Source organism: Cryobacterium sp. TS_SC_7, assembly GCF_056156285.1.
This window is the reverse complement of record NZ_CM149589.1, coordinates 3,269,221-3,290,686: the sequence shown is the minus strand read 5'-3', so window position 1 is coordinate 3,290,686 and position 21,466 is coordinate 3,269,221. Positions and strand designations below refer to the sequence as shown.

21 protein-coding genes are annotated in these 21,466 nt (G+C 67.6%); 4 read left to right on the top strand and 17 right to left on the bottom strand.

Features of this window, described 5'->3' with window-relative positions:
* Positions 1-3: 3 nt before the first annotated feature.
* The 15 genes from miaA to thyX all read right to left on the bottom strand — a co-directional run bounded on the left by miaA (position 4) and on the right by thyX (position 17,568).
* Positions 4-1,011, bottom strand: a complete 1,008-nt coding sequence (gene miaA, locus AC0J5J_RS15115) for a tRNA (adenosine(37)-N6)-dimethylallyltransferase MiaA (protein ID WP_474898762.1) — start codon at positions 1,009-1,011, stop codon at positions 4-6.
* Positions 1,012-1,015: 4 nt separating this feature from the next.
* A complete protein-coding gene (gene miaB / locus AC0J5J_RS15110) occupies positions 1,016-2,644 on the bottom strand; it encodes a tRNA (N6-isopentenyl adenosine(37)-C2)-methylthiotransferase MiaB (RefSeq protein WP_474898760.1) in 1,629 nt (542 codons plus the stop codon).
* 87 nt (positions 2,645-2,731) lie between these two features.
* Positions 2,732-3,547: a regulatory protein RecX gene (locus AC0J5J_RS15105; protein ID WP_474898759.1), complete on the bottom strand. Its 816-nt coding sequence runs from the start codon at positions 3,545-3,547 to the stop codon at positions 2,732-2,734.
* A 3-nt stretch (positions 3,548-3,550) separates the two neighbouring features.
* The gene (recA, locus tag AC0J5J_RS15100) at positions 3,551-4,684 is read right to left on the bottom strand and encodes a recombinase RecA (protein WP_134425623.1); all 1,134 of its coding nucleotides are present in this window, start codon (positions 4,682-4,684) and stop codon (positions 3,551-3,553) included.
* A gap of 287 nt (positions 4,685-4,971) precedes the next feature.
* The gene (locus tag AC0J5J_RS15095; RefSeq protein ID WP_474898757.1) at positions 4,972-6,168 is read right to left on the bottom strand and encodes an EAL domain-containing response regulator; all 1,197 of its coding nucleotides are present in this window, start codon (positions 6,166-6,168) and stop codon (positions 4,972-4,974) included.
* On the bottom strand, positions 6,161-6,967 hold the full coding sequence (locus AC0J5J_RS15090) for a response regulator (protein ID WP_474898755.1): 807 nt from the start codon (positions 6,965-6,967) through the stop codon (positions 6,161-6,163). Before AC0J5J_RS15090 ends, AC0J5J_RS15095 begins: the two co-directional genes overlap by 8 nt.
* 30 nt (positions 6,968-6,997) lie before the next feature.
* Entirely contained in the window at positions 6,998-9,157 is a 2,160-nt protein-coding gene (locus tag AC0J5J_RS15085; RefSeq protein WP_474898753.1) for a hybrid sensor histidine kinase/response regulator, read from the bottom strand.
* A gap of 92 nt (positions 9,158-9,249) precedes the next feature.
* Complete coding sequence (locus AC0J5J_RS15080; RefSeq protein WP_474898751.1) at positions 9,250-9,471, bottom strand: DUF3046 domain-containing protein; 222 nt, start codon at positions 9,469-9,471, stop codon at positions 9,250-9,252.
* Positions 9,472-9,480: 9 nt separating this feature from the next.
* Positions 9,481-9,786: a helix-turn-helix domain-containing protein gene (locus AC0J5J_RS15075; protein ID WP_134425625.1), complete on the bottom strand. Its 306-nt coding sequence runs from the start codon at positions 9,784-9,786 to the stop codon at positions 9,481-9,483.
* Positions 9,787-9,974: 188 nt separating this feature from the next.
* Positions 9,975-10,490: a CinA family protein gene (locus AC0J5J_RS15070; RefSeq protein WP_474898749.1), complete on the bottom strand. Its 516-nt coding sequence runs from the start codon at positions 10,488-10,490 to the stop codon at positions 9,975-9,977.
* Positions 10,483-11,082: a CDP-diacylglycerol--glycerol-3-phosphate 3-phosphatidyltransferase gene (gene pgsA, locus AC0J5J_RS15065; protein ID WP_474898747.1), complete on the bottom strand. Its 600-nt coding sequence runs from the start codon at positions 11,080-11,082 to the stop codon at positions 10,483-10,485. The genes AC0J5J_RS15070 and pgsA overlap by 8 nt, the downstream gene beginning before the upstream one ends.
* Positions 11,083-11,085: 3 nt before the next feature.
* Complete coding sequence (locus AC0J5J_RS15060; RefSeq protein ID WP_474898745.1) at positions 11,086-14,001, bottom strand: FtsK/SpoIIIE family DNA translocase; 2,916 nt, start codon at positions 13,999-14,001, stop codon at positions 11,086-11,088.
* A gap of 87 nt (positions 14,002-14,088) precedes the next feature.
* Complete coding sequence (locus AC0J5J_RS15055) at positions 14,089-15,765, bottom strand: ribonuclease J (protein ID WP_474898743.1); 1,677 nt, start codon at positions 15,763-15,765, stop codon at positions 14,089-14,091.
* A gap of 36 nt (positions 15,766-15,801) precedes the next feature.
* Positions 15,802-16,779, bottom strand: coding sequence for a 4-hydroxy-tetrahydrodipicolinate synthase (gene dapA, locus AC0J5J_RS15050; RefSeq protein ID WP_134425630.1), 978 nt, complete (start codon positions 16,777-16,779; stop codon positions 15,802-15,804).
* Positions 16,780-16,830: 51 nt separating this feature from the next.
* On the bottom strand, positions 16,831-17,568 hold the full coding sequence (gene thyX, locus AC0J5J_RS15045) for an FAD-dependent thymidylate synthase (RefSeq protein WP_474898742.1): 738 nt from the start codon (positions 17,566-17,568) through the stop codon (positions 16,831-16,833).
* Between the two features lie 78 nt (positions 17,569-17,646).
* On the opposite strand from thyX, the gene AC0J5J_RS15040 reads away from it, so the two are divergent.
* The 4 genes from AC0J5J_RS15040 to AC0J5J_RS15025 all read left to right on the top strand — a co-directional run bounded on the left by AC0J5J_RS15040 (position 17,647) and on the right by AC0J5J_RS15025 (position 19,985).
* The gene (locus AC0J5J_RS15040; protein ID WP_474898740.1) at positions 17,647-18,123 is read left to right on the top strand and encodes a TlpA family protein disulfide reductase; all 477 of its coding nucleotides are present in this window, start codon (positions 17,647-17,649) and stop codon (positions 18,121-18,123) included.
* Entirely contained in the window at positions 18,095-18,577 is a 483-nt protein-coding gene (locus AC0J5J_RS15035; RefSeq protein ID WP_474898738.1) for a DUF4395 domain-containing protein, read from the top strand. The genes AC0J5J_RS15040 and AC0J5J_RS15035 overlap by 29 nt, the downstream gene beginning before the upstream one ends.
* 75 nt (positions 18,578-18,652) lie before the next feature.
* Positions 18,653-19,078: an OsmC family peroxiredoxin gene (locus AC0J5J_RS15030; protein WP_134425634.1), complete on the top strand. Its 426-nt coding sequence runs from the start codon at positions 18,653-18,655 to the stop codon at positions 19,076-19,078.
* 16 nt (positions 19,079-19,094) lie between these two features.
* Positions 19,095-19,985, top strand: a complete 891-nt coding sequence (locus AC0J5J_RS15025) for a TIGR01777 family oxidoreductase (protein WP_474898736.1) — start codon at positions 19,095-19,097, stop codon at positions 19,983-19,985.
* A 267-nt stretch (positions 19,986-20,252) separates the two neighbouring features.
* On the opposite strand, the gene AC0J5J_RS15020 is transcribed toward AC0J5J_RS15025, so the two are convergent.
* Positions 20,253-20,690 carry a hypothetical protein gene (locus AC0J5J_RS15020; protein ID WP_474898734.1) on the bottom strand — a complete coding sequence of 146 codons (438 nt, stop codon included), beginning with the start codon at positions 20,688-20,690 and terminating at the stop codon, positions 20,253-20,255.
* Entirely contained in the window at positions 20,687-21,451 is a 765-nt protein-coding gene (gene dapB / locus AC0J5J_RS15015) for a 4-hydroxy-tetrahydrodipicolinate reductase (RefSeq protein WP_134425637.1), read from the bottom strand. The genes AC0J5J_RS15020 and dapB overlap by 4 nt, the downstream gene beginning before the upstream one ends.
* Between the last annotated feature and the right edge of the window lie 15 nt (positions 21,452-21,466).

The following is a 21,466-nucleotide window of genomic DNA, read 5'->3' as shown; positions in this document are numbered from 1 at the left end:
AGTTTAGGAGGCCGGGCCGGGCGTCCAGTGTTCGGCCGGCTGGGCAGGGTCGGCGAGACGGGCCAGCGCCAGGGCGACCCGGTCCGGGGCGCCGGCGTCGATCCAGTGCGTGTCTGCGGAGCGCTTGAACCAGCTCACCTGACGCCGGGCGTACCGGCGGGTGATCTGTTGCGTCTCCTCGATTGCCTGCGCCTGACTGATCGTTCCCGCCAGTTGGCCGAGCGCCTGGGCGTAGCCGATGGCCCGGCTGGCGGTGACGCCGCTTTCGATCCCGTCCGGGATCAGGCCGCGCACCTCCTCGACGAGCCCGCGGGCCCACATCCCCTCCACCCGGGCGTCGAGGCGGGGGGTGAGCTCGGCGCGCTGCACGCGAAGGCCCACGGTGACCGCGGGCATCCAGTAGACGGGTTCGTCGGGCAGAGCGGCGGTATGGGGTGCCCCGGTCAGTTCCACCACCTCGAGGGCACGCACCAGGCGACGCCCGTTGCTGGCGCCGATGCGAGCCGCCGCGACGGGGTCCACGGCCTTGAGCCGGGCGTAGAGCGCGCCGGGGCCCTGTTCGGTCAACTCCGCCTCGAGTCGGGCGCGCAGCGCGGCGTCCGTGCCGGGGAACTGGAAGTCGTAGACCACGGAGGACACGTAGAGGCCGGATCCTCCGACCAGAATGGGCACGCCGCCGCGGGAGAGCACATCGGTGATCGCCGCACGGGCCTCCGTCTGGAACCGGGCGACGGTGGCCTCGTCGGTCACCGCGAGCACGTCGAGCAGGTGGTGCGGGATGCCGCGGCGTTCCGCCACGCTCAACTTGGCCGTACCGATGTCCATGCCGCGGTAGAGCTGCATGGCGTCGGCGTTGATGATCTCCGCCGCACGCCCGTCCCCGGCCAGGCGTGCGGCGAGGTCGAGCGAGAGATCGGACTTTCCGGTGCCGGTCGGCCCGACGATGACGACGAGCGTCGGCTCGGCGCCGATCGGTCCGGGAGCAGCGACCGCCGGCTTCGGAGCGGGCACCGGCCTAGCGCTCCCCGTCGGTGACGTCGTAGATCGGAGTGGTGCTGGAGGCGCTCGTGACCGGCGACCCCACGCGCAGGGTGGGGAGTCCGAGGGACACCGCTCCGGGCGCACCGACTGGACCACCGTGGCTGGGCACGCCGCAGGACTCAGCCTCGAGGCGGTCCCACGCATCGCCGGCGATCGTGCGGCGGATGCGCAGCGGCGCCCCGTCGACGGAGTCGGCGATCAGGTGGAACGGGGCGGCCTGCGTCACGGTGACGGTGACCAGGTCGCCGGGCCGGGGCTGTTCGGATCCTGCCGGCACGTCGAAGTGCACGAGCCGGCTGTCGGGTGCCCGGCCACTGAGCCGGTGTGTGTCGGCATCCTTGCGGCCCTCGCCGTTGGCGACGAGGAGTTCGACCTCGCGACCGACCAGGGTCTGGTTCTCCTCCCAGGAGATGCGCTCCTGCAGCACCGCGAGGCGCTCGTAACGGTCCTGAACGATCTCTTTGGGGACCTGATCGGGCATCGTGGCCGCGGGAGTCCCAGGACGGATGGAGTATTGGAAGGTGAAGGCGGTCGCGAACCGGGCCAGTTCGACAACCCGCAGGGTCTCCTGGAAGTCCTCCTCGGTCTCCCCCGGGAAACCCACGATGATGTCGGTGCTGATCGCGGCGTGCGGCATCTGCGCGCGTACCCGGTCGAGGATGCCGAGGAACCGCGCCGACCGGTAGGAGCGACGCATGGCCTTGAGGATCCGGTCCGACCCGGACTGCAGCGGCATGTGCAGCTGCGGCATGACCGAGGGGGTCTCGGCCATGGCGTCGATCACGTCGTCGGTGAAGGCGGCCGGGTGCGGGCTGGTGAAACGGATGCGTTCCAGTCCCTTGATCTGGCCGACCGCGCGCAACAGCTTGCCGAACGCGAGCCGGTCTCCGAATTCCACCCCGTAGGAGTTGACGTTCTGGCCGAGCAGAGTGACCTCGATGGCCCCGTCATCGACCAGGGACTGCACCTCGGCGAGGATCTCGCTGGGCCGACGGTCCTTCTCCTTGCCGCGCAGCGCGGGCACGATGCAGAACGTGCAGGTGTTGTTACAGCCGACCGAGATGGAGACCCAACCGCTGTAGCTCGAATCGCGTTTGGTGGGCAGGGTGGACGGGAACGTCTCGAGGGAATCCAGGATTTCCAGCTGGGCCTCGCCGTTGTGCCGGGCTCGCTCGAGCATGCTCGGCAGGGATCCCATGTTGTGCGTGCCGAAGACGACGTCGACCCAGGGGGCCTTCTTCAGGATGACGTCTTTGTCCTTCTGGGCCAGGCAACCGCCGACGGCGATCTGCATGCCGTCGTGGCGACGCTTGACCGAGGCCAGTTGACCGAGGTTGCCGTAGAGCTTGTTGTCGGCGTTCTCGCGCACCGCGCAGGTGTTCAGCACGACGATGTCGGCTTCCGCGCCGTTGGCGGGCACATAGCCGGCCGCCTCGAGCGAGCCACTGAGCCGCTCGGAATCGTGCACGTTCATCTGACAGCCGAAAGTGCGCACCTCGTAGGTGCGCGTGCGTCCCTCTGAGTCGTGCGCCGCCGACGACGGAGCAATCAGGGTCGGTGCGCTGAGGCTGGGTGAGGGGGGCGTGGCGGTGCTGCTGGTCATAGTGACTCCAGCTTACGCGGGGGACCTGCGAAACCGGGCCGTGGTCGGTTCTGCGTCCGGAGCCGGCCCCGACCCCGGGACCACGGACTACTGGAACCGGACGCGCGACGTCGATCCGCCGCGGGAGTCCATGGCCGCCTTGACCGCGACGCGCACGATGGACGAGTTGTACCCCTTGCGCATCAGGAACGCGTTCAGCCGGCGATCGATGGTCTGGTCATCGAGCCGGCTGAGCTGACCCACCCGTTTGCACGCGATCTCGATGGCCCGTTCCGTCTCGTCGTCGGGCATCTCGTCGAGCTTCTCGACGATCAGCTCCGAGTCGAGTCCGCGGCGGCGCATCTCGGCCTGCACCCCGGAGCGGCCCAGTCCCTTGCGCTCGTGGTGGCTGTGCACGATCTGGTCGGCGAGTCGCCCCTCGTCGATGTAGCCGAGTTCGATGAAGCGCTCGATGACCTCTTCGATCTCGTGCGGGTCGATCTCGGTTCCGGCCAGAACCGCGCGGGCCTCGGATGCCGACAGTGACCGTGCACGCAGACGCAGCAGCAGAACCGCTTCGGCACGCTCACGGTCGACCACGGCCCGCGCCGCAGCGCTCTCCGGGGTTTCTTCCTCTTCGTCACCATCAGCCTCATCCGCGCCGTCGACGCCGTACGGGACGGCGTACGGAGCATCGCTGTCGGGCGGGCCGACGTGGGGAGCGGAAGCGACCGGGGCGAGGGTCGCCGGCGCGGCACCGCCGAGGTAGGCGACGGGCGCCAGGCGTTCCCCGCTGGGTTCGGCCACTCCGGGCTCGGCCGAATGTGCCGCGGAAGCCCGCCCCGCGCTGGTGCCGCGGGCCGCGCTCTTGCGGCGTGCTGCGCTCAGCGATGCGACTTCGTCGGCCGGCTCGAAGTGGACCATGCGCTACGCCCCCTTGCGGGCGGCGAGACGCGCCTGAACGGCCTCGGCCTTGGCGGCGGCGGCTTCCTTGGCGGCCGCCGCGGTCACCAGCGCCGCCGCGGCGTCGATTGCCGCCTGAGCCTTCTTGGCTGCCGCACCCTCCGGGCTGATCCCGAGCTTGAAGAGGATCTTCTGCTCGATCTCGTTGGCCATGTCCGCCTCGCGCAGCAGGAAGTTGCGCGAATTCTCCTTGCCCTGGCCCAGCTGGTCGCCGTCGTAGGTGTACCAGGCGCCGGACTTCTTGACGATGCCGTGGTCCACACCGAAGTCGATCAGGCTGCCCTCCCGGGAGATGCCGATGCCGTAGATGATGTCGAATTCGGCCTGCTTGAAGGGCGGTGCCATCTTGTTCTTGACGACCTTGACCCTGGTGCGGTTACCGACGGCCTCGGTGCCGTCTTTCAGGGTCTCGATCCGACGGATGTCGAGGCGCACCGACGCGTAGAACTTGAGCGCCTTGCCGCCCGCGGTGGTCTCGGGGCTGCCGAAGAAGACACCGATCTTCTCGCGCAGCTGGTTGATGAAGATCATGGTGGTGTTGGTCTGGCTCAGTCCACCGGTGAGCTTGCGCAGGGCCTGCGACATCAGCCGGGCCTGGAGGCCGACGTGCGAGTCGCCCATCTCGCCCTCGATCTCGGCGCGCGGCACCAGGGCGGCGACGGAGTCGATCACGATCAGGTCGATGGACCCGCTTCGCACCAGCATGTCGGCGATTTCCAGGGCCTGCTCACCCGTGTCGGGCTGCGAGACGAGGAGGGCGTCGATGTCGACGCCGAGCTTGCGGGCGTATTCGGGGTCGAGGGCGTGCTCGGCGTCGATGAACGCGGCGATGCCGCCGTTTTTCTGAGCGTTGGCGATGGCGTGCAGGGTGAGGGTGGTCTTACCCGAGGACTCCGGCCCGTAGATCTCGACGATCCGGCCGCGGGGCAGGCCGCCTATGCCGAGAGCCACGTCCAACGCAATCGACCCGGTGGAGATAGTTTCGACGGGGGCGCGTTCGTCGCTGCCCAAACGCATGATCGAACCCTTGCCGAACTGGCGGTCGATGGCCGCGAGGGCGGTGTCGAGTGCCTTTTCGCGATCTGCTGATGATGCCATGAGTGGTCTCCTTCGGTCGTGCGTTTCGGCGCCTATAGGCTGTCGAACCTGGCTGCCGGGAGGACCCCGGCACCCGCTCTCAACAAGGCATGTGCTCTCTGTCGATGACAACCCCGACTGTACGTGGCGCCACCGACACTTGATCGGGGGCTGCCGCGGAAGTGGATGGATCGAATGCGACTCCTGCTGTTGAGGAGCCTATCAAAAGCGAACACGCATTCGAGCAACCCATGAATCTGGTCAGCGGCGTGTCGAAACCCCCGGCGACCGCATCGCAGGGTGGCGGTTCAGTAATCCAGCTCCGGCCATCGCGCCGCCCAGGACTGGAGCCAGCCCTCCATGTCGGCAGCCGGCATCGGGCGCGCGATGAAATACCCCTGGGCAAGGTCGCATTTCGTTCGGCGCACCAGATCCCAGTCGACGCGGTCCTCCACTCCTTCGGCCACGACCGTCATGCCCAGCTGCTTCCCCAGGCCGAGGCTGGCGCCGTACATCGCCCGCGCTGTCTTGTCATGCGAGGCCTGGTGAACGAAGTTCCGATCGATTTTGAGTTCGTCAAAGCGAATGTCGCGCATTTGGGCCAGCGAGGAGTGACCGGTCCCGAAGTCATCGATCGAGAGCTGGAAGCGCTTCAGGCGAAACCGCGTCAGGATCTCCAACGGCGCGCGCTGGTCCAGCATGAGCCGGCTCTCCGTCACCTCGAGAATGACATCCTGCGGTGCGACGTCGGTCGCCGCCGCCGCATCGAGAACCTTCTGGACGAAATCCACTGACTTCAGGTTGTCCATCGAAATATTGATGGCCACACGCAGTTTTATGCCCAGTTGCCGCCAGGCAGCTGCCTGCGCCAGCGCACCGACCAGCACCACACGGGTCAGCTCGTCAATGAGTCCATGCTGTTCGGCAACACCAATGAATCGGTCGGGGAAGATCAGGCCATCAGTCGGATGGCGCCAGCGCACGAGCGTCTCGACACCGATAAGGTCGCCGGTCACGACGTCGACCTGGGGCTGGTAGTGGTTCTCCAGCTCGCCGTTCGCGAGGGCGGACCGCAGCTCGTCCGGGCCGTACGACTTGGATTCGCGGGGGGCGGGGGGCGGCGACCAGGAGTTCACCATCGTGGCCAGCACCGCCGGTGAGATGGGCTTCGTCATCTGGCCGAGGACCGAGATCCCGTGCGCGTGCACCAGGGCAGCCGCCATGCGCAGAACGCTTTCGTCTTCGCAGCTGATCAGGATGAGGCTGCCCACGTAGTCGCGCTCGACCAGTTCGCGAACGAATTCGATTCCGTCCATCCCCGGCATGTTCAGATCCAGAAGGATCAGGTTCGGCGGGAACGGGGCCTCCACCAATTCCAGCGCGGCCGGACCGTTCTCGCATGCCCGCACCGAGTCATAGCCCAGCTCGGCGAGCATATGTGTGTGCAGTTTGTTCATGAAGGGCTCGTCGTCGAGCACAAGGATGCGGACGGGCGATTCAGGCATCGTCACTCGTCGCCGGACTGCAGAGTTGATCCACGAGAGCAATCACGGCGTCGAATTCGTGTCCGAACAGAGGAAGCATCTCACTGAGCGTCCCGGTCCGACCGGCTTGCCCCGCCGACGCCATGTCCGCGCACAGGTCGGCGAGCGAATGCGCGCCCACGACGCGCGCCGACGACTGGAGCTTGTGAGCCTGCTCACCCGCCTCGAATGCCCGGCCCTGAATGCTGGCTTCCTGCAGGTCCTGCGCAATGCGGACCGCGCCCGTCCTGAACTCGGCCAGGAACTCGAGTACGACGACCGGGTCGTTCCCGACGAGGTTCTCGAGCGCGCTCACATCCAAGGGGCCGGACCGAATCAGCGGTTCTGCCTCGGCCGCCGGCTCGGAGGGCGGTGCCGACGTCGCAGGGTCGGCCTGTCCCTGACCGGGGGGGCCTCCGGCCATGAGGAGGGCCTCGATGACCTGGGTCAACTCCGCGTAGCGCAGCGGCTTGGAGATGTAGGCGTCGCACCCGGCGAGTCGGGCCCGCTCCTCGTCGGCCTTCATCGCCATCGCGGTCAGCGCGATGACGGGGATGCCGGCGGTGACCGGATCCTGCTTCAGCAGGGCAGTCGCGGCCAGTCCGTCCATGCCGGGCAGCTGGATGTCCATCAGGATAAGATCCGGCCGTTCACGGCGGGCCATCGCCAGGCCGGCCTCCGCGTCGACAGCTTGCAGCACGGTGTAGCCGGCACTGCTCAGAAGGAGAGCGCTCAACTTCATATTCGTTGCGTTGTCTTCGACGATCAGCGTCCGGACCATGATGCCCCCCTTGTGTCAGTGCCAAGCCCTCTACTTCGGCACCAGTGCGCGAGCGACTTCGTCCACGAAATGGGTGCCATCAAAGCCCGTTTTGTACACAATACCGATAATCCTGACCACCGCGCCGTTGAGCGCCAGGTGCTCCCCCGGCGAGACCGGCTGGGCAGTCACGATCAGGATTGGAATGTGCGCCGTCGCGGGGTCCCGCCCCAACGCGTCGATGACGTCGAACCCGGTGACGTCAGGCATGACCAGGTCGAGCACAACCAGGTCAGGCCGGAACCGAAGCGCCAGCGTGATCGCCTCACGTCCTCCGTAGGCGCGCACGACCTCGTGACCGGGGGCCGGGAGGAGAGCGGCCATCACTTCGACCGCGCGGGGGTCCTCGTCGACGATCAGCACCCGGTGGGAGCTCGAGGCAGGACGGCTGAGCACGGTGGGAGAAGGCGGGAGGTCGCCGACTGCCTCCGTTCCCTCGACGGACACACCAGAGGTCACGGCCGCTGTCGGCAGCGCCAACCACACCGCGAAGAGCGCGCCCTCGCCTTCCGCGCTGGCCAGGGCAACGGTTCCCCGGTGTAATCCTGCAAGCTGTTTCACCATGGCAAGGCCGAGGCCGGTGCCCTCGAATTTTCTGGCCAGCGTGCTGTCGATCTGATGGAAAGCCTGAAAGAGCGTGGCCATGCCGGCCTTGGAGATACCGATGCCGCTGTCGCCCACGCAGATTTCCAGGAATTCCTGGCAATCGCTCTCGGGCAAAGGGAAGTCCTGCACCGGCCAGGATCCCGGCATCGTGCCGACGACGCTGCGCGGAACCCGGCGGGCGCGCAGTGTCACGCATCCTCCGGCGGCGGTGAACTTGACCGCATTCGAGAGCAGGTTGTACACAATTTGCTTGGTTTTACGCAGATCCAGTCGCAGCGCCCCCAGGTCGTCACCTGTTTCAATTTCCAACCGGATACGCTGAGCCGCCGCCTGCCCCCGGACGACGGAGAGACTGTTCACAAGCAAGCCGCCCAGGTCGACCTGCTCCAGCTCGAGCTTCATCATCCCTGCCTCCACCTTGGACAGATCGAGGATGTCATTGATCAAGGACAGCAGATGCTCCCCGCTGGTGAGGATATCGCCGATGTACTCGGACTGGGTGTCGCTCATGGCACCGACGAGGCCGTCTTTGAGAGCCTCGGAGAATCCGATGATGGCGTTCAGCGGCGTGCGGAGTTCGTGCGACATGGTGGCGAGGAAGGCGGACTTCATTCGGCTGGCATGCCGCAACTCGGCGTTGGTCTCCTGGAGGGCACGCTCGAATCGCTGGCGCTCGGTTACGTCTCGCGCCGACGCGACGACTCCCTGCACGATGTCGTCGCGGTCGCGGTATGTCGCCGCGTTGTAGGACACTTCCGTTTCGTCGCCGTTCCGAGAGCGGACGGTCAGCTCGTAGTTGCTCAGCTTGTTTTCGGCGAGAACCCGCTCTATGGCGGCATCCGCCCGGACCGGATCGGTGAAGAAGTTCCGGCAGGGGGCGCCGAGCAACTCGTCGAGCGTGCGCCCGGTGAGCGTGAGCATCTGCTGGTTCACATCCGTGATGATGCCGTGGGGGTCGGTCGTCATGAGCGCGTCGATATTTGACTCGATCAACGAACGCGTGTAGAACTGCTGGTCACGCAGGCGCTGGTCGAGCAGTGCCTGCGTGGCCTCGACCTGTTTGCGGTCTGTGTTGTCGGTACCGATCAGCAGGTAGCCGATGATGGCTTCCGACGCATCCCGCAGTGCTGCGACCGACACAATCGCGGGGAAACGACTCCCGTCCTTGCGAACGTAGGTCAGCTCGTAGATGTCTTCAATTCCTCGGGACGCCTTGAACACCAGGGCCTCAAAGCCCGCCGTGATCGGCGTGTCCAGTTCGTCGCTCAGGGCGCTTGCCCGGGAGATCAGTTCTGCAGGATCCGAGATGTCGGCCGGTGTGATCCGGTTGACGACGTCCGCTGCCGTGTATCCGAGCATGCGTTCAGCTCCGACGTTGAAAATCTGGATGACGCCGTGCTCGTCCGTCGCGATGCTCGAGAAGTTGGCACTGTTGAAGATCGCATCCTGCAGCGCCCCCCTCTGCAGCGATGTCACCCGACGACGTACTTTTTTGAGCGCCCGATCCCCGCTGCCTGGGTGTGCGACGTCTTCGTTTTTCGTCATTCTGCCCTCCGCCCCTGTCAGAATCCGACTGGACCCGCCAGAGCCTCACCAGTATGGCGGATGCCGTGCGCGGTCAGGGACGTGCGTAACGCTTACGCCCGGGCGGCGGGAAGGCCGGCGCCGTACCAGCGGGCCTTCGGGACATCCGTCTCGGCACAGAGGGCCAGCCAGACGTCGCGCGCCGAAGCACCGCCGGCCAGAGCCTGGTCGGCGGTGCATCCGAACGGGGTCAGGATGAGATCGCGAGTGAGGACGCGGCCGTAGCCGTCGCCGAACTCGTCGCTCAGAGCCTGTCGGAACTCGCTAAGACGCATGCGGTGGAACTAGCGCACCATCATGCCGTCGTAGGTGGCCACGAGTTCGTCGGGCACGGTGTCGGGGAATCGATCGATTCCCTCGATGACGGCGAGCCGATCGCCGACTTCGCGCATGATGACCGAGATCGGGGTCTCCAACGCCTCTGCAACGGATGCCAGAATCTCCGAAGAGGCTTCTTTCTGGCCACGCTCCACCTCACTCAGATATCCGAGGGCCACGCTGGCCTTGCTCGCTACCTGACGGAGTGTGCGCCCTTTCTGCAGGCGGAAGTCCCTGAGCACATCGCCGATTTCCTGTCGAACAAGAATCATCGGAACCTCCTTCTCGTACTGATTCGTCGTGCGTATCGAGTACTGCTTGATACTTCTGGCGCCCACTCAACCGGGAGGTTTCGTGTGTTGGATCGCAAGAGTACTACAACCTTCAACACCCTGACACTACCGACAACGACTGGGCTTTTCTTGTGAATACGCTCGTTGTAACCGCCGAATTCGGGGAACTATTCCACCGGTTCACGGGCTATCAGCTGGTACACAGCTTCGATGGCAGCGGCCGCTGAAGCCGCTCGGATAGCGGCCCGGTCGCCGTGCAGCCGGAGCGGGATGACCGACGTCTCCCCCTCCCGGGAGAGGCCGACGAAGACGGTTCCCGGAACCTGAGCGCCCTGGGAGTCGGGACCGGCCACGCCCGTGGTCGCCACGCCGATATCAGCCGGCCGACCGTCGACGGCCAGGCAGGTGCGCACCCCCGCGGCCATTTGAGCGGCCACCTGCGGATGCACGGGTCCATGTTCGTCGAGCAGGGCCCGGTCTACTCCGAGGAGGGTGTGCTTCAGGGCGGTCTGGTAGGCCACGACTCCCCCGTTGACGACGACGGATGCGCCGGGGATGCGGATCAGTTCGGCCGTCAGGCCTCCGCCGGTGAGGGACTCGGCGACGGCGATGGTGAGGCCGCGACGGGTGAGCTCGGCGATGAGTTGCGCCGTGGCATCCGTGGGTGTCGGGTGGTCAGTCATGGTCGTGGTGGCGGCGATTCTCGCGCCGCGCGGCCACGAGGTAGTCGATGCCGGTGATCACCGTGAGGATCAGGGCGAGCGCCATCGCGGTCCAGTTGACCCAGTAGATCCACTCGCCGAAGACGAGCCAGAGCGGCAGGAGCGCAAGCGAGATGGCCACGGACTGCAACAGGGTCTTGAGTTTGCCGCCCCGGGACGCCGGGATCACCCGGTCCCGCAGCATGACGAACCGGAACACGGTGATGCCGATCTCCCGGACCAGGATGACGATGGTCACCCACCACCACAGCTCGCCGAGTATGGACAGGCAGACCAGTGCGCTGCCGGTGAGCACCTTGTCGGCGATCGGATCCAGGATCTTGCCGAGGTCGGTGACCAGGTTGTGCCGGCGCGCGATGGCCCCGTCGATCCCGTCGGTGGCGATGGCCACGATGAAGAGGGCGGCCGCCCACCAGCGGAGCGCGCCGTCCTGGCCGGCGTCGGCGAGAAGCATCCAGATGAAGAGCGGGGCGAGCAGGATGCGCACGACCGTGATCAGGTTCGGGAGGTTCCAGTTGCTGGGCCGGACAACCGGCGTGGATGGTGTGGCCATGGGTCAGTCCCTGTCGGTCAGTTGCCAGGCGTCTTCATCGGGGGAAGCGTCCTCTTCAGGGTACCCCTCCGACATTTTGGCGACCGGGTCGTCGGCGTAGCGCGGATCCGGCGGGCCGGGCGTCTGGTGGGCAGCGGATGCCTGTGCGCTGGCGGTGGCGGCGTGGTGTTCGGCATCGGAGCCGCGCAGCAGGGCCAGCACGCCGGGCAGCTGCTCCACGGAGACGAGCACGTCGCGCGCCTTCGATCCCTCGGACGGACCGACGATCTCACGGGACTCGAGCAGGTCCATCAATCGACCGGCCTTGGCGAAGCCGACACGGAGCTTGCGCTGCAGCATCGAGGTGGAGCCGAACTGGGTCGACACCACCAGTTCCGCCGCGGCGAGGAGCACCTCGAGGTCGTCGCCGATGTCGGAGTCGATCTCCTTGCGGGGGGCAACCATGGAGACATCCGGGCGGTAGTCGGGTCGGGCCTGCAGGGTGACGTGCTTGACGACGCGCTCGATCTCGGCCTCGTTCACCCAGGCACCCTGCACCCGGATGGCCTTGGACGCGCCCATCGGCAGGAACAGGGCGTCGCCCTGGCCGATCAGCTTGTCTGCGCCCGGCTGGTCGAGGATGACCCGGGAGTCGGTGACGCTGGTCACGGCGAAAGCGAGACGGGACGGCACGTTGGCCTTGATCAGACCGGTGACGACGTCGACGCTGGGGCGCTGGGTGGCGAGGACGAGGTGGATGCCGGAGGCGCGCGCCAGCTGGGTGATGCGCACGATCGAGTCCTCGACGTCGCGCGGGGCGACCATCATCAGGTCGGCCAGCTCGTCGACCACGACCAGTAGGTAGGGGTAGGGCTTGAGGCTGCGCAGACTGCCGGCCGGGAGCACGATCTCGTTGTTCACGACGGCCTTGTTGAAGTCGTCGATGTGGCGGAATCCGAAGCTGGCCAGGTCGTCGTACCGCATGTCCATCTCTTTCACCACCCACTGCAGGGCCTCGGCGGCCTTTTTCGGGCTGGTGATGATGGGGGTGATCAGGTGCGGGACGCCCGCGTAGGCGGCCAGTTCCACCCGCTTGGGGTCGATCAGCACCATGCGCACATCGCTCGGTTTGGCGCGCATGAGCAGGCTGGTGATCATCGAGTTGACGAAGCTGGACTTACCCGATCCGGTGGATCCCGCGACCAGGAGGTGAGGCATCTTGGCGAGGTTCGCGAGCACGAAGCCGCCGCCGACGTCTTTTCCGACGCCGATGGTCATCGGGTGGGTGCTGTTCGCGGCGGCCGGAGAGCGGAGCACGTCACCGAGGGTGACGATCTCGCGGTCCGTGTTGGGGATCTCGATGCCGATGGCGCTCTTGCCGGGGATGGGCGAGAGGATGCGCACCTCGTTGGAGGCGACGGCGTAGGAGAGGTTCTTGCTCAGTGCGGTGACCCGCTCCACCTTGACGCCGGGCCCGAGCTGGATCTCGTACTGGGTGACGGTGGGTCCCCGGGAGAACCCCGTGACCTTCGCGTCGACCTGGAACTGGTTCAGCACCTCGGTGATGGACTTGACGATCTCGTCGTTGGCCGCCGAGCGGGCCTTGGCGGGCGGGCCCTTGGTCAGGGTCGTGTCCGAGGGCAGCACATAGGGGACGGCAGGTTGGTCGGCAGCCGGGGAGGCCGGGGGCACAAGGGACAACGGCACGTCGGTCGAATCGGCGCCGGCACCGGTCGCGGCCGGGTTGAGCGCACCGAAGCCGGGCAGGACCTCGGTCAGTCCCGTCTGGTCGTCGGCCAGGAGCCCGGTCGACGAGCCGTGGGGCAGGTCGATCGCACCGGTGAACCGTTTGATGGCGTCTTCGGCCCGCAGCAGGTCTTCGAGGACCTCGGTGCCGTAGTGATCTTTGTTGGGGCCGACGGCCGGTGGGGTCGTCTCGAGGGCGGTGTCGAAACTCCCCCGTTTATCGCCTCCGAGCAGAGTGTGGAGCGGGTCCGCCCCATGCGGGCCGGCCGCGCCGGGGTCGTCGGTCCCCGACCCGGAGCCGTGCTCCGTGCTGAGTGCCCCGCCGAAGTCGGGGTCTTCCTCACGCTTGCTCGTGTTGCGCCGCCACCAGGGCAAGGCTCCGGGGTCTTCATCGGTGTCGTCGACGCCGTCCAGTTCGACCTGCACGGCTTTCTCGTGCTTGGCCTCCCGGGCCGCGGCACGCTCCTCGGGATCGGGGAGTTGGGCGCCGAAGAGCCACGCGTACAGTTCCCGGCTGCGTTCGCCGATGCGGTTGGGCGGGGTCTTGGTGATGATGAACAGGCTCAGGACCAGCAGCAGGATGACGACGATGGTGGCACCGATCGACGTCGTCAGGTAGATCAGCGGTGCGGCGATCATCCAGCCGATGACGCCGCCGGCCAGCGCGAGGGTCTCCATGCCGTCGCTCGGGGCCGGTTGCCCGCCGAAGATGTGGCAGAGGCCCGACACGGAGACGAGCAGCAGGGACAGGCCGATTCCGATGCGCCCGTTGTCGTGCACCGAACTGGGTTTGCGGAACAACCAGAGCGCGAAGAGCAGCATGATCACGGGCAGGGCGAATGCGACGCGGCCGAACAGCCCGCCGAAGCTCCACGCGTCGAGGGTCTGGGCCACGGGGTTGTTGATCAGGAACCACTCGATCACGGCGCCCGCGATCGACAGGAGCACGAGGAAGAAGGGCAGGCCGTCGCGGCGCTCCTCCTTGGAGAGCTGCTCGGGGCCGAGTGCGCGGGCGGCACCGCCGGTGACGTGGGCCAGGGCCATCCAGGACCGCACGAACAGGCTGGGTTTCACCTCGACCGCGGTGAACTTGACGGTTTTCTGGGCGCTGGTGCGGGCTGCGGGCTTGCGCGCCGGAGTGCCCCGCGCAGGCGTGCTGCGGGCGCGACCGTTCGACTTAGTGCTCGTAGCCATGCAACTACGGTACTTCGAACCCCCGACATTGGGGTGCAGGCACGCCAGAATGCCGACGGCGTCGCGGCATCCGTCGCCCCGGCCGGGTCAGGCCTCGATCACCAGGGGGACGATCATCGGGCGGCGGCGGAACGCGGTGTTCACCCATCGGCCGACCGTGCGGCGCACGATCTGCTGCAGGGCGACGGGGTCGCGCACCCCGTGCTCGGCGGCCTCGGCCAGGGCTGCCGCGATCTTCGGCCGCACGGCGTCGAACACGGAGTCGTCTTCGGCGAAGCCCTTCGCGTGGATCTCCGGCCCGACGATCACCTTGCCCGTGGCCGCGTCGACCACGATGATGATCGAGATGAAGCCCTCCTCGGCGAGGGTGCGGCGGTCCTTGAGGTCGGCTTCGGTGATCTCGCCGACGGTGGACCCGTCGACGTAGACGTAGCCGAGGTCGAGCTGGCCGACCTTCGTCGCCACGCCGTCCCGCAGGTCGATGACGGTGCCGTCCTCGGCGAGGAGCACGTTCGCCTCCGGCACGCCGGTCTCGATCGCCAGCTTCGCGTTGGCCACGAGGTGCCGGTATTCGCCGTGCACGGGCAGCACGTTCTTCGGCTTCAGGATGTTGTAGCAGTAGGTCAGTTCCCCGGCGGCGGCGTGCCCGGAGACGTGCACCTTGGCGTTGCCCTTGTGCACGACGGCTGCGCCGAGCTTGGTCAGCCCGTCGATGATGCGATAGACCGCATTCTCGTTGCCGGGGATCAGGCTCGACGCCAGGATGACGGTGTCCCCGGGGCCGACCTCGATTTGGTGGTCCTGGTTGACCATCCGGCTGAGCACGGCCATCGGCTCACCCTGTGAGCCCGTGGACATGTACACGATTTTTTCCGCGGGGATGTTACCGGCCTTCTTGAAGTCCACCAGCACGCCCTCCGGTACCTTCAGGTGGCCGAGGTCGGCGGCGATGGTCATGTTGCGCACCATCGAACGGCCCAGGAGCGCGACCTTGCGCCCGTTGGCGTGGGCGGCGTCGAGAACCTGCTGCACCCGGTGCACGTGGCTGGAGAAGCTGGCCACGATCACGCGGCGGGGAGCCCGCGCCAAGACACCGTCGAGCACGGGGCCGATGGAACGCTCCGTGGGGGTGAAGCCCGGGACATCCGCGTTCGTGGAATCGACCAGGAACAGGTCGACGCCCTCGGTGCCGAGGCGCGCGAACTCGCGCAGGTCGGTCAGGCGGTTGTCCAGCGGCAGCTGGTCCATCTTGAAATCGCCGGTGTGCAGCACCGTGCCCCCGGCGGTCTTGATGGCCACGGCCAGCGCGTCGGGGATGGAATGGTTGACGGCGACGAATTCGAGGTTGAACGGCCCGAGCCGTTCCGTCTGACCCTCCTTGACCTGCAGCGTGTACGGCGTGATCCGGTGTTCCTTGAGCTTCGCCTCGATGAAGGCAAGGGTCAGAGCGGATCCGATCAGCGGGATGTCCGCGCGCAGCTTCAGAAGGTAGGGGACGGCACCGATGTGGTCCTCGTGGCCGTGCGTGAGCACAACCGCGAGGATGTCGTCGAGGCGGTCCCGGATCGGGCTGAAGTCGGGCAGGATCAGGTCGACGCCCGGCTGGTGCTCCTCGGGGAACAGCACCCCGCAGTCGACGATCAGTAGTTTGCCGTCGATCTCGAAGGTGGTCATGTTGCGGCCGATTTCGCCCAGGCCGCCGATCGGCGTCACGCGGAGGGTTCCCGCCGTCAGGGGGGCCGGGTCGTACACGTCGATGGGCACAGGCCCTCCTCAGGGTTCGGTGGTTCGGTGCTGCGGTTAGCGTGTCGTTCCGGCGACCTTCGGCAGGGCGCCGCCGGCTGCGGCGTTGCGGTCCGGGCGGAAGTTGGAGAAGTCCACCCCGGGGATGTTCTTGACCAGGTCGATTTCGTCTTCGATCTGAGCAGCTTCCCACTCTTCCGGCCCGACGAGAGGGAGGCGCACGCGCGGGCTGTTGATGCGGCCGAGGCCGTGCAGGATGTACTTGACCGCCACGGTTCCGGGAACGTGCGTCATGCAGGCCCGCACCAGAGGTTCGAGCTGCCGGTGCGCGGCGGTGGCCGCCTTCAGGTCTCCCGCGTTGACGGCGTCGACCATCTGGCGGTACGGGGTGGCGGCGATGTTCGCCGTGACGCCGATCAGCCCGGTCGCGCCGATCGACAGGTGCGGCAGCACGTTGGGGTCGTCGCCGGAGAAGTACATCAGATCGGTCTGGTTGAGCACCCGGCTGACCTGGGCAAGGTCGCCCTTGGCGTCTTTGACGGCGAGGATGTTCGGGTGTTTAGCGGCACGCAGGATCGTCTTGTAGTCGATCGGGATGCCGGTGCGCCCCGGGATGTCGTACAGGATCACCGGCAGGTCGGTGGCGTCCGCGATCATGCGGAAATGGGTGAGCACGCCGGCCTGGGTGGGCTTGTTGTAGTACGGCGTGACGATCATGTTGCCGTCGGCGCCCGCCTTCTCGCTCTGCTTGGCGAGCTGCATGGCGTGGGCGGTCTCATTGGACCCGCCGCCGGTGATGATCTTCGCGCGCCCGCCCGAGACGTCCTTGCCGACCTCGACCAGGCGGATCTTCTCCGCGTCGGTGAGGGTGGACGTCTCACCGGTGGTGCCCGTGACGACGATGCCGTCGGCTCCGGCGTTGATGACGTCGTCGATGTGCTTCGCCACCCCCGGCCAGTCGACTTCGCCGTCGGCGGTGAAGGGAGTCACCAGGGCAACGAGGACCTGGCCGAAGGGATTCTGAGACATAGACACGAGAGACAGGCTACCGGTCAGCGTTCGCCCGTGCAGCGCAGCGGCGTCACGTTACGGGGCGACGCGCCCGTTCTTGTTGAAGGCGGCGTAGGTGAGCGGCATCAGGAGCGCGAACTGGTCTTCCATCTTCTCGGCGCACATCTCGATCTCGCGCTGCGGGAACGACGGGAAGTGGGTTCCCTCCCGCTTGGTGCGCAGGCTGAGAAAGTTCATCAGCGCCCGGGCGTTCATGGTCACGTACATCGAGGAGAAGATGTTGAGCGGGAGCACGATGCGGGCGACCTCGCGGGCAACGCCGGCGTCGAGCATCCGCTGGTACGACGCATAGGCGTGTGCGGAGGCCTCGCGGGTCGACTGGTCGACCAGGGCGGCCTGTTCGGCGGTGCCGGGCAGGAAGTCGTAGGCGCCGGGCTTGCCGACCTGCACGAGGTTGCGAGTGGGGGCCGGAACGTAGAAGACCGGGTTCAGCTCGCGGTAGCGGCCCGATTCCTCGTTGTAGGAGGCGATGCGGTGCCGCATGAATTCGCGGAACACGAAGATCGGCGCCTGCACGTAGAAGGTCATCGAGTTGTGCTCGAACGGGGAGCCGTGGCGGTCACGCATCAGGTAGTTGATCAGACCTGCGTCGCCCTTGCTCGCTCCGGCGTCGTCCGATTCCTCGAGAAGGGCCTTGGTCAGGGTCTGCTCCCCCTGCGTCGACACCCGTGCGGCGAACAGCACATCGGAGTCGTGGGCGCTGGCACGCACCAGCTCAACGGTTACATCGCTGCGAAACTCGATTTCAGGCACGGCTAAACGATACCTGCTCCCCACGTAACGTGTCGTCACACACCGGCGACCGGCCGGGAAGCCGGATAACGTCTTTGCATGGACCCGATCATCGCGCTCAGCCTCGTGCTGGCCCTCGTCGCCGGAGCCACCGTGCTCGGCCTGGTCTGGCGGGCCCGTCAGGGGCGCGCCGCCGTGGTCGCGCCGGGCGCGACGGCCGCGCAGGACACACCGCTCACGCCGGCGGATGTCGCCAGCCGGCTTCCGTTCGGCGCGAACGGCACGCTCGTGCAGTTCTCCACCGATCACTGTGCGCGCTGCCCCGGCACCCACGTGTTGCTGGCCGGCCTGGCCGGGCAGCGTCCCGGCGTCGCGCACGTCGACGTGGACCTCACCCACCGGCGCGACCTCGCGAACCGTTTCGGGATCCTGCAGACCCCGACCACGCTCGTGCTGGACGGATCGGGCCGGGTGCGCGCCCGGATCGGCGGCGTGCCGAACAGGTCCGACCTCCTCCAGCAGCTCGACCACCTCACCGGGAGCACCCATGACCAGCTCACCCCTGTCGCCCGCTGACACTCGGCCGGACCTCGACCCGCGCGGGCCGCGCTTCGGTGCCGCGATCACCGCCGGGCTGCTCCTGGTGGTGGTGTTCCTGTCGTTGACCGGCGCATCCGTCGCCGCTCTCGTCGGCCTGGCCGGACTCGCGGCCCTCTTCGCCTGGGGCGCGTTCGCCGGCGCTGGGCGCCACCCGTACAGCATGTTGTTCAAGAGGTTCTTGCGCCCGCGACTGAACCCGCCGGTGGCGCTGGAGAGCGCTGCGCCGCCCACGTTCGCGCAGGGCGTGGGGCTGCTGGTCACGCTGACCGGAGTGGTGCTCGGACTGGTCGGGGTGGCGCCGGCGGTCGGCGTGTGCGCGGCCATCGCCTTCGTCGCGGCGTTCCTCAACGCTGTGTTCGACTACTGCCTCGGCTGCCAGATGTACCTGCTCCTGGTTCGGGCCGGACTCCTCGGTCGCCCCGTAGCCTGATCATTCGCTGGGAGGCACCCCCACGTGGCCCGAGCCTCCGGTTAGGCTGAAGCTCCACTTTCAGGAGGCAACACCATGGCACTCACCAGCGAAGCAACCACCGTCTGGACCGGCGATCTGAAGTCCGGCAGCGGTACCGTCACCCTCGACTCCTCCAAGACCGCCGAGTTCCCCGTCACCTGGCAGGCGCGGTCGGTCGGCACCCCCAACACGACCAATCCCGAAGAGCTGCTCGGCGCCGCCCACGCGGCCTGCTTCTCAATGGCCCTCGCCAACGGTCTCAGCGCCGGCGGTCACACCCCGGAGAGCATCCAGACCACCGCGGCCGTGACGTTCGAAGCGGGCGTCGGCGTCGTGGGCAGCCACCTGCTGGTCAGCGCCACGATTCCCGGCCTGACCGAGGAGGAGTTCGCGGTGTACGCCGAGGACGCCAAAGCCAACTGCCCGATCTCGAAGGCGCTGGCCGGCATCCCGATCACCATCGAAGCCGAACTGGCCTAGGGCCGGCCCGCCCTTCATGCGAGTTCTCGTTTCCGGCGCGTCCGGACTGATCGGCACGGAACTGTGCGCCCAGCTGGGTGCCGCCGGCCACACCGTGGCCCGACTGGTGCGCCGCGCTCCGCATGGGTCCGACGAATTCCGCTGGGACCCGGCCGCGCTGAGCCTGGACGAGAGCGCGCTCGAGGGCGTCGACGCCGTGATCAACCTGTCCGGGGCCTCCATCGCCCGCCTGCCCTGGACGAAGGCCTACCGCCGGGAGATCCTCGACTCGCGCGTGCAGGCCACGCGCACGCTGACGGATGCGATGCGTCGCCGGGCGACGCCCCCCGCCGTGCTGCTCAACGCGTCGGCGGTGGGCATCTACGGCGACCGCCCGAACGAGGTCCTCACGGAGGACTCCCCCGCCGGCACCGACTTCCTGGCGAAGGTCACACTCGCGTGGGAAGCGGAGGCCCACCGCGCCCCCGAGGCAACCCGGGTCGTCACGGTCCGCACCGGGCTGGTCATCGCCCGGGGCGGCGCCCTGAAACCGTTGCTGCCGATCGTCAAGCTCGGCCTGGGCGGGCCGCTCGGCCGCGGAACGCAGCACTGGCCGTGGATCAGCCTGCACGACGAGGCCGCAGCCATCGTGCACCTGCTCACCTCGACCCTGTCGGGCCCGGTCAACCTGGTCGGCCCGACCCCGGCCACGGCGAACGACGTGATCCGGGCGGTTTCCGCCGGGCTGCACCGTCCGTTCCTGGTTCCGGTGCCGGAATTCGTGCTCACCCTGGCGTTGCAGGAGGCCGCTCGGGCACTCCTGCTCGCCGACCAAAGGATCGTCCCCGACCGGCTGCAGAAAGACGGCTTCGTCTTCGCCCACCGCACCGCGGGCGAGTCCGTGCACTGGATGCTCAGCCGCCCGTAGCGCTGAGCCTTCGGGTGGCTTCGACCTCACACGGAGCCGGGCGAGGGCATCCGTCATCACTCAACTTCGGAGAAAATCGCGGCACGCCGCGTTCACCGGCCGCCGGGCCGGCGTGTCGCGAAAAACTCCGAAGTTGGCGACGGCCGGATGCCGGCGAGCCGGTTCGATGGTCGGGCGCCGGGTTTCGACAGGCTCAACCACCGGTTCGAGGGTCGGGCGCCGGGTTTCGACAGGCTCAACCACCGGTTCGAGGGTCGGGCGCCGGGGTCAGGCTCGTTCGAGGGCGATGGCGGTGCGGATGGCGCCGCGCGCCCGACGCCGGTCTCCCGCCGAGTTGTAGGCCAGGCCGAGCCGGAACCAGGCCCGCCAGTCGTTGGGGTGCGCGTCGACGGCCGCGCGGTACATCGGGAATTCGGCGTCGGCCGCGTCGCGCAGGGGGCGTCCGCTGGGCCGGATCGGCAGCTCCTCCACGGGGAGTCCGCCCTCGGCCTCCAGCCGCCGCACGAGTCGCTCGGAGTTCCGGCCGAATCGGAGTTCGGCGACCAGAGCCCACACTCCGATCAGTGGCAGCACGAGCAGCGCCACACCGATGAGGATGCCCGCGGCTTCCCCGCTCTGCAGGAACAACACCGCCCGCCACCCCACGAGAACCAGGTAGAAGACGAGGAGCAGCGCCATCAGGCCGGCGGCGACGCGGCCCTTCATTTGGAAGCCTCACTCGTCTGGGACGTGCGCAGGCTGAGGTCGACGATCTGATCGAGCCCGACCGTGACGCCGACCGCGGTGCGAGCGGCGGCCAGGGCGAGCAGGATGCCCCGCTCATAGGACGCCGCCGACAGGGTGTTGTGGCTGATGGTGAGGGTCTCCCCCGCTCCGCCGAAGATCACGTCCTGGCGTGCCAGCAGGCCGTCGAGGCGCAGGCTGTGCACCGGGATGCTCGACACCTGCTGCCCGCGGGCGCGCTGGTCGATGTGCGGCGCCGACACCGGCCCGATCTCGGCCCTGGCCCGCCCGATCAGTTCGGCGGTGCGCACGGCAGTGCCCGACGGGGAGTCGACCTTGCCGGCCTGGTGCGCCTCGACGATCTCGATGGAGTCGAAGAAGCGGGCCACCTGCACCGCGAGGCCGGTCGCGATGACCGACCCGATCGAGAAGTTGGGGATGATGACGACGCCCAGGTCGTCCCGGCCGGCAAGACGGCTTGCGAGGGCGTCGATACGGACCTGCGACCAGCCGGAGGTGCCCACCAGCACCCGCAGTCCGTGATCGACCGCGAAATCGACCACACTCTGGCTGACCCCGGGCAGGGTCAGGTCGATGACGACCTCCGCGCCGAGCATCTCGGACAGCTCGCTCCGCGAGTTCAAACCGGCAACGAGGTCGTAGTCGCCGGACTCCTCGACCAGCCGCGAGACCAGGCGACCCATCGTTCCCGTAACGCCGACGATGGCCACCCGTGTTTTCATGAGTCCAATCTACCA